Raw genomic sequence first — 8,943 nt, forward strand, 5'->3', positions numbered from 1 at the left:
TTCTAAGTTTTACGGAGAATAAGAAATGTCACAACCTCAACCGGTTCGCGGTACCCATGATCTGTTGCCTGAAGATTTTCGGGCACATGCCCATGTACGCGACACAGCGCGGGATATTGCCGCCTGTTTTGGGTATGGGGAAATGGCAACGCCAATTTTCGAATTTACCGAGGTTTTCGCTCGCACAATGGGCGAGACATCAGATGTGGTTTCAAAGGAAATGTACACCTTTGAAAGCCGCGGCGGCGAAAGTATGACACTGCGTCCGGAATATACCGCGGGCATTTGCCGATCTTTCATCAGTAACGGCCTTCAACAGAATGTGCCGTTTAAGGCGTTTGCAGCGGGTCCCATGTTCCGTTATGAACGGCCACAAAAAGGGCGTCAGCGCCAGTTCCACCAAATCGACCTTGAATGTATCGGTGCGGCCGAGCCAAAAGCGGATATCGAAGTGATTTCTGTGGCTGCCGCTATTTTGAAAAAACTTGATGTGTTGAAGCTGTGTACTTTGCAGATCAATACTTTGGGAGATGCGGAAAGCCGTGACGCATATCGCACGGCGCTTGTTGACTATTTCACCGCGCATAAAGACAAGCTGTCTGAAGACAGCCTGTCTCGTCTGACCCGGAACCCGCTTCGTATTTTGGATAGCAAAGACAAGGGTGATCAGGCGTTGGTTGCCGATGCGCCCGTGTTTACAGATTATCTGAATGAGTATTCGACTGATTTCTTCGCTCAGGTTCTGGAAGGTCTGGACCTTCTGGGCATTTCATATGAAGTGAATCGTCGCCTTGTTCGTGGTCTTGATTATTACACTCATACAGCGTTTGAATTTGTAACTGACGCGTTGGGCGCGCAAGGGGCGGTGATCGCTGGCGGGCGCTATGATGGCTTGATTGAAATGCTGGGCGGGAAGCCAACCCCCGGAATTGGCTGGGCCGGCGGAATGGAACGCCTTTGTCTTCTGACAGAATTGGTGCCTGCAGCCGAGCGTCCTGTTGCCATTGTCCCTGTTGGGGAGGAGGCTGAAAAGGCAGCCGCCAAGCTTGCTTATGATCTTCGCTTCGCTGGCGTTAATATTGAAATGGCGTTCAAGGGCAATGTGGGTAAGCGCATGAAGAGGGCTAATAAGCTGAATGCACGTGCCGCAATCCTTATCGGTGAAGATGAGCTGGAAAAGAATGTGTGTACCTTCCGGGATCTGGATGACGGCACGCAAGTTGAAGTTCCGCTCAGTGAAATAGCCGCAAAAATAGCTGAGCTAGCTTAAGGAAATATCATGTTACCAGAAGATAAACTCAACATGATTGTCGCTCGCTATGAAGAGCTGGAAGCAGGCATGGCTGGTGAAATGGGCGATGTGGCCGCGGACGATTTTGTGAAAATGAGCCGCGAGTATTCTGAGCTTAAACCCGTTGTGGAGACCATTCAGGCATTCCGTCAATCGCGGCATGAAATTGCTGATCTTGAAGAAATGCTGGGCAGTGACGATACCGATGATGAAATGCGGGAAATGGCGGAAGAGGAGCTTGCGGAGCTGAAAGCGGGTCTTCCTGATCTTGAGCATGAGATTAAAATTCAACTGCTGCCAAAGGATGATGCGGATACCAAAAACGCCATTTTGGAACTACGCGCCGGTACCGGCGGCGATGAGGCGGCGCTTTTCGCAGGCGATTTAATGCGTATGTATCAACGCTACGCCGAAGCCATGGGATGGAAGTGCGAGACTATGTCCGCGTCTGAATCCGATATTGGTGGCGTTAAAGAGGCTGTGGTTAAGGTCTCCGGCGCAAGCGTGTTCTCCAAACTGAAGTTTGAATCCGGTGTTCATCGGGTGCAACGTGTTCCTGAAACAGAAACGGGGGGCCGTATTCATACCTCTGCCGCCACTGTCGCAGTGCTTCCGGAAGCTGAAGAAATTGACGTTAAGATCGAAGATAAAGATATTCGCGTCGATATTTTCCGCGCCTCAGGCCCTGGTGGCCAGTCCGTGAATACAACCGACTCCGCTGTGCGTATTACCCATATCCCAACCGGAATTGTGGTGCAGCAGCAGGATGAGAAATCCCAGCACAAAAACAAAGCCAAGGCTATGTCTGTTCTTCGCTCTCGCATCTATGAGGCCGAGCGCGCGGCAAAAGCGGCTGAACGTTCTGCGGAGCGAAAAGGGCAGGTTGGATCTGGAGACCGTTCTGAACGCATTCGTACCTACAATTTTCCTCAAGGGCGTGTGACAGATCACCGTATCAATCTCACCCTCTACAAGCTCGATAAAGTTCTGGCTGGTGAAGCGCTAGGTGAAGTGATTGACGCGCTGATTGCTGAAGATCAGGCGGAACGCCTTGCTGAAGTGGAAGGCGGAGCTTAAGTGTGACTATCCGGCTGGATCAAGCGCTTATAGAAGCAACAATTCGGCTAAAGGGTGCGGGTGTAGAATTTGCGCGTCAGGATGCAAACCTTTTGATGATGGACTGCTTGAAGGCGGACAGAGACCTTCTGTTCAGGGAACCAGAAAGACTTCTGACCGATCAGGAACAGTCCGTTTTTGAAGAATTGGTGGAGCGCCGTGAAAAGCGGGAACCAATCTCCCATATTTTGGGAAAACGCGAATTTTGGAGCAGGGAGTTTATTGTGAACTCCCATGTTCTTGACCCACGTCCTGATACTGAAACCTTGATTGAACTTGCACTGACAGAGATGCCCGATATGGAAAAACCGTATCGGGTTCTGGATCTGGGGACAGGAAGCGGATGCATTCTTTTGACCCTGTTGGCAGAACGGCCAAAAGCAACAGGTGTAGGAGTTGATATCAGCCTTGATGCCATGAAGGTTGCCAGTGCAAATGCTGAAAATCTGAATTTGGAAAACAGAACCTCATTTATTGAAGGGCCGTGGTTTGCAAATGTTGACGGCAAATTTGATCTGATTGTGAGCAATCCCCCCTACATTCCGGACGCTGTTAAAGGTGAGCTTCAGCCGGAAGTGAGAGAGTTTGAGCCTCATCTAGCCCTTTTTGGGGGCGAGGATGGTTTGGATTGCTATCGCCACATTATTTCGAATGCTCAATCCTATTTGTGTGGTGGTGGATGGCTCGGTTTCGAAGTTGGTATCCACCAGGCACAAGACGTGCAAAAATTAATGCAAATTGAAGGTTTTAGAGATATTTCGTGTGCAAATGATCTTGCCGGTATTGCCAGATGTGTTTTTGGCCGGATTTAATTCCAGATTTTTAAAAAAAAGGTTGGAAAAACCAAAAAGCGGCGCTAGGGTTGTTTTGGATCAAGCGGAAACGTTTAAACCCCAAGTGGGTCGCGGGTCGATATTTTACAATAAAATTCTGACTTTATTCCTGGATTTTTTGCAGCTGTTTTTCCCATGGGAACGGAGAGCTGCGTCATAATCTTGACCAATATTTTTGTTATATCTTTGAACTATAAAAGATGGATAGATTAGTGTGATGCGTGCAAGCAGTAATCGCCGCTCTCGCGGCGGTCGTTCCGGTTCTGGAGGACGTTCCGGCTCTCAGGGAGGGCGCGGAAATAACAACAGCCGGCGTTCAAATAACAGCAATCGCAGCTATGATAGTAATGGGCCTGACGGGAAGATTCGCGGCTCAGCTACTCAGGTGTATGAAAAATACACTTCCTTGGGGCGCGATGCTTACATGTCGGGTAACCCGGTTGCCGCTGAAAACTATTTTCAACATGCGGAGCATTATTACCGTATCATGCTTGCTAATAACCTCGTGAAACTGGACAAAAACAGTGATGAGGCGGATACAGAAGCAGAAGCACTTGCAGATGGCAACAAAACGGATGCTGCTGACGAAGACGTTCTAGTTGAAATTAATTCCGAAGATGTCGCGTCAGACAAATCTGAAGATGCCGAGGACGGTGAGGTGGTCGCTGAGACCATCATTATTGATCTCAGCAACCCGGACACTGATAAACCAGATGAAATTCAGTTTGTAGAGTCATCAGAAGAGCCCGATGATGAGGACATGTCTGAAGCCCCTCAAGCTGCTGCTGGTGAGGTTGTCGAAGATAAACCGAAAACAAAAAGACGTGTCAGTCGGACACGGGGGCTGAGACGTAGAACAACCAGCCGCAGTGATGCAAGAGAAAGCGAAGACGAAGTGTCTTCTACTGAATAAGGGGCGAAAGCCCCCTATTTTTTTGATTAGCCTCAATTCACAATCAGAATACTATTGTAAAATCAATGACACCTACCAAGTAAGGTAGTGTAAACCGTTGACGGGTCGACGTTGCGATTGCCTAGTTAGGGATCGTGTTGGCTGCGTGACATGACAACGTTCTATGTGTCGAGGATGAGCATGGATTTTGAAAAATATACTGACCGTTCGCGTGGGTTTGTGCAGGCGGCGCAATCGCTGGCACTACGTGAAAATCACCAATTTTTAACAACAGAACATCTTCTGAAAGTCCTCTTGGATGATCAGGAAGGTCTTGCCAGTGGGTTAATTGAGAAGGCCGGAGGCAATTCCAAACAGGCACTTCAGGAAACTGAACTCGCCCTTGGTAAATTGCCTCAAGTGACAGGAAGTGGTGCGGGGCAAATCAGCCTGAAACCTGAAATGGCGCGCCTCTTTGATAACGCTCAGAAACTTGCCCAGAAAGAAGGCGACAGTTTCGTTACAGTCGAGCGTCTTCTTTTGGCTCTCACCCTTGAAAAAGGGACTGAGGCGTCCCGGATTTTGGGGGCGGCAGGTGTAACACCGAATAATATTAATAGTGCGATCAATGATTTGCGAAAAGGTCGCAAAGCAGACAGCGCAGGCGCGGAAGGCTCCTACGATGCGTTGAATAAATACGCACGTGATTTGACCGAAGCAGCTCGTGATGGAAAACTTGATCCTGTTATCGGGCGAGATGAAGAAATTCGCCGTACTATTCAAGTGCTCTCCCGTAGAACCAAGAATAATCCCGTTCTCATCGGTGAGCCGGGTGTGGGTAAAACCGCAATCATTGAAGGTCTAGCCCTTCGGATCGTCAATGGCGATGTACCTGAGAGCTTGAAAGACAAGAAGCTGATGTCTCTGGACCTTGGTCAATTGATTGCGGGTGCCAAGTACCGCGGTGAATTTGAAGAGCGTTTGAAGTCTGTTCTTTCAGAAATCACTGCTTTGGAAGGTGAAGTGGTTCTCTTTATTGATGAACTTCATACTTTGGTTGGCGCTGGTGCTTCCGAAGGATCAATGGATGCTTCCAACCTGCTGAAGCCGGCGTTGGCTCGCGGTGAACTTCATTGTGTTGGTGCTACCACTCTTGATGAATATCGTAAATATATTGAAAAAGATGCGGCTTTAGCCCGCCGTTTCCAATCTGTGTTTGTGACGGAACCGACCGTTGAGGACACAATTTCAATTTTGCGGGGCTTAAAAGAGAAATATGAACTCCACCACGGGGTACATATTGCTGATAACGCTCTTGTTGCCGCGGCGACACTATCCAATCGGTATATTACAGATCGTTTCTTGCCGGATAAGGCTATTGATCTGGTTGATGAGGCGGCAAGCCGCCGCCGGATGGAAGTAGACAGCAAACCAGAGGAAGTGGATGAGCTTGACCGTAAAATCCTCCAGATGAAAATCGAGGCTTCTGCCCTTGAGAAGGAAACGGACAAAGCATCACAAGATCGTCTGGAAAAATTGCGGGAAGAGCTTGTAGGTCTGGAACGCAAATCTGAAGAGCTGACCGCAGCCTGGAAAGCAGAGAAGGAAAAACTTCAATCTGCCCAAGCTGTGAAAGAGCAGTTGGATCAGGCACGTCAGGATCTGGCGACTTGCCAGCGTCAGGGTGATTTGCAGCGGGCAGGGGAACTTGCTTACGGATTGATCCCTTCTCTTGAAAAGAAACTTGAGGAAGCTGAAGAGGCGGAAAGCTCTTCGCTGGTCACTGAAAGTGTCAAGGAGCAGGACATAGCGGGTGTAGTCTCTCGCTGGACCGGTATCCCTATGGATAAGATGCTGTCTGGTGAACGGGAGAAACTTCTGGATATGGAAAACCGGCTTCGTGCTCGTGTTATCGGGCAGGAAGAAGCGCTTGTTGCGGTTTCCAATGCGGTACGCCGCGCCCGTGCAGGGTTGCAGGATCAAAACCGTCCTATCGGGTCCTTCCTGTTTTTGGGGCCAACTGGTGTGGGTAAGACAGAGCTTACCAAGGCTCTGGCCGAGTTCCTCTTTGATGATGAACATGCGCTTCTTCGGGTTGATATGTCCGAATTTATGGAAAAACACAGCGTTTCCAGATTGATCGGGGCGCCTCCTGGTTATGTTGGCTATGATCAGGGCGGTGTCATTACAGAGGCAGTTCGCCGCAGACCTTATCAGGTCATCCTCTTTGATGAGGTGGAGAAGGCGCATCCGGATGTCTTCAATATCCTCTTGCAGGTTCTGGATGATGGTCGCCTCACTGATGGACAGGGGCGCACTGTAGATTTCAAAAATACAGTGATCATCCTCACCTCCAACCTGGGTAGTGAGCATCTAGTTGAGGGGGATGCGGATGATCCTCTGGTACAGGCCAAGGTGTTGGAGGTTGTCAGATCCGCTTTTCGTCCGGAGTTTCTGAACCGTTTGGATGAGCAAATCGTCTTCCACCGTCTGTCGAGAGACAATATGGATGGCATTGTAGATATTCAGCTGGCGCAGCTAATTGCCTTGCTGGAGGATCGTCAGATTACGATCAATCTTGACGCGAAAGCGCGGACTTGTCTCGCGGATCGTGGATTTGATCCGATTTACGGTGCGCGTCCGTTAAAGCGGGTTATTCAACGTCAACTGCAGAACCCTCTCGCAACAATGTTGCTGCAAGGGGATATTGCAGATGGAGATACTGTTGAGGTGAGCGCCTCAGATGACGGGCTGACAATCAATGATCAGCTGGTGACAGTTGATTGATCAAACAAAAAGGGCGGCTCTGTAAGCCGCCCTTTTTTATTGTCTAGTTCTGTGGTTTTTCTTCCAGGCTCGCTACCTTGTTCAGCATGGGAAGTGCTGCGATATCCTTATTCATTTGCTTCATATGAGATTTGAAGGCGTTCATCATTTTACCCTTCAGTTTTCGTCCAGCCGGTAGCTTCACGGATAATGGGTTAATCTGACGTCCGCTTTTAAGTACTTCATAATGAAGATGGGGGCCGGTTGACCGGCCGGTAGTGCCCACATAACCAATGATCTGGCCCTGTTTGACACGCGCTCCCTTTCGGATGCCTTTCGCATATCCCTTCATATGGGCGTAGGCTGTTTTGTACTCGCTGGTATGGCGGATGCGAACATAGTTGCCGTAAGCACCATTTCGGGCCGCCATTTCTACGACACCGTTACCGGCTGCCATAATTGGCGTGCCGCGAGGGGCGCCGAAGTCAGCGCCGCGATGCATTTTGGTATAGCCGAGGATTGGATGTTTACGTTTTCCAAACCGAGACGTCAGGCGGGCACCATCAATAGGGGTCCGCATCAGCGTTTTTCGAACACTTTGACCGTTAGGCCCGTAATAATCTGTAAAACCATCATCTTTGGTTTTGAAACGATACAGGGAAATTTCATCACCACTTAGGGTGAGGGAAGCCCATAAGATACGCCCTTCTTTTAGCGCCGTGCCATTTTCATCTACAAAGCGTTCGAAATAGACTTCAAATTTGTCACCAGCCTGTATCTCGCGCTGGAAATCAACGTCAAAACTGAAGATACGAATAAGCTCAAGGGTAACCCGAGTTGGAAGACCGGATTGGGCAGCGGATAGGAATAAAGAGTTTTCAATTGTGCCACCGGCCCGAGCCATCTTCTTTTCAAGTTCAATGACAGTCTCTTTGACCGAGAAGCCATCATCCTGCCTGATTGCGGCTACTTCTCTGTCCACATCTTCCTTCAAAGAAACACTCACTAATTGGAACGTCTCTTCCCTGCCGTTTGCAACAGGCCGGTCTTCTTTTAAAAAGGAGAGCTTGACGTCCTGCCCGATTTTCAGTTGTCGTGGATTGTACTTTTCAGATAACGCCACGATCGCATCGTAGCTATCTTGTGTGTTGGCACCAGATCGGGTGAGGAGTTTCATTAGAGTGTCACCTTTGCCAACGGAAACCGTCTTGGTGACTTCTTCTGTTATGACTTCTTCCGAAAGCGATGCCAGTTGAATCTCTGCTTTGGGTGCCTGTGCAGATTGAGGTTCTGGTGAACTTACGTCCTCAGCAACCGTGCTTGCATCTCTTGCTTGAGAAATGTCAGGTTCTTCGTCTGGAAGGAAGGAATAAGCAATCATCCCTCCGATAGAGGCCCCGCCAATGATGGTCACAAGGGGTATGATAAACCTATATGAAGATGTTTGCTTTATCTTGCTGCGCACTTACTACACCTGAATGTCTATAACAGGATTAACCTTATAGGGCCCAAAGCCTTGCTAGACAATGAGGACACCCCTCTTATTTGTCAAGCATTCCACATTATTACCTTATTTGGCGTGAAATCCGTATCGCTTTGTGATCTGCTGAATCGAATTAGGTGAAATATGTGTCTGCCATGCAGTTCGGAGGGAATGATTCAAGGGCTGGTAAGAAAGATATCCACAGGGCTTGGAAGAATATAACAATAAGTGCCGAAAACGCGTTCGATATGAACCTGCTGAACTTTCATAATGGCTAAAAAATGGGGAAAGAGAAGTTTTTTGAAAAAAGATCAAAAAAGGGTTTGACGGTTTGGGATGATGGGCCTATAAACCGCTCCACACCGCCGGACGGGGTCACTTGGAAGCGCTTACGAGCGAGGATCTGAGAGGGTTTCGGAGGGTTGGATTTACGAAGGAAACTTCGGTTGTTAATTTACATTGTTGAGATGAGAAGAAAGAGATGCGCGGGCAGCGATAGCTTGTTTTAGTGAGTGTTTGCAGTGCGTGCATCGACAGTAATTTTGTTACAAAAATTAAAGTC

The 8,943-nt window shown here is 48.8% G+C and carries 6 protein-coding genes; 5 read left to right on the forward strand and 1 reads right to left on the reverse strand.

The window, feature by feature from the left end:
• The first annotated feature begins 25 nt into the window (after nt 1-25).
• From hisS to clpB, 5 genes are all read left to right on the forward strand, one after another.
• Complete coding sequence (hisS, locus tag GUA87_RS06915) at nt 26-1,270, forward strand: histidine--tRNA ligase (protein WP_193715758.1); 1,245 nt, start codon at nt 26-28, stop codon at nt 1,268-1,270.
• A 9-nt stretch (nt 1,271-1,279) separates the two neighbouring features.
• Nucleotides 1,280-2,368 (forward strand): peptide chain release factor 1, encoded by a 1,089-nt coding sequence (prfA, locus tag GUA87_RS06920; RefSeq protein ID WP_193715759.1) that lies wholly within the window; start codon nt 1,280-1,282, stop codon nt 2,366-2,368.
• Nucleotides 2,369-2,370: 2 nt separating this feature from the next.
• Entirely contained in the window at nt 2,371-3,219 is an 849-nt protein-coding gene (prmC, locus tag GUA87_RS06925; RefSeq protein ID WP_193715760.1) for a peptide chain release factor N(5)-glutamine methyltransferase, read from the forward strand.
• Nucleotides 3,220-3,457: 238 nt separating this feature from the next.
• On the forward strand, nt 3,458-4,153 hold the full coding sequence (locus tag GUA87_RS06930) for a DUF4167 domain-containing protein (RefSeq protein ID WP_193715761.1): 696 nt from the start codon (nt 3,458-3,460) through the stop codon (nt 4,151-4,153).
• A 180-nt stretch (nt 4,154-4,333) separates the two neighbouring features.
• Nucleotides 4,334-6,919 carry an ATP-dependent chaperone ClpB gene (gene clpB / locus GUA87_RS06935; RefSeq protein WP_193715762.1) on the forward strand — a complete coding sequence of 862 codons (2,586 nt, stop codon included), beginning with the start codon at nt 4,334-4,336 and terminating at the stop codon, nt 6,917-6,919.
• 43 nt (nt 6,920-6,962) lie between these two features.
• Here the strand turns inward: clpB and GUA87_RS18190 are convergent, their stop codons facing one another.
• Nucleotides 6,963-8,363: a M23 family metallopeptidase gene (locus GUA87_RS18190; protein WP_321575880.1), complete on the reverse strand. Its 1,401-nt coding sequence runs from the start codon at nt 8,361-8,363 to the stop codon at nt 6,963-6,965.
• Nucleotides 8,364-8,943: the final 580 nt, after the last annotated feature.

Source organism: Sneathiella sp. P13V-1 (genome assembly GCF_015143595.1).
Classification (GTDB): Bacteria; Pseudomonadota; Alphaproteobacteria; order Sneathiellales; family Sneathiellaceae; genus Sneathiella.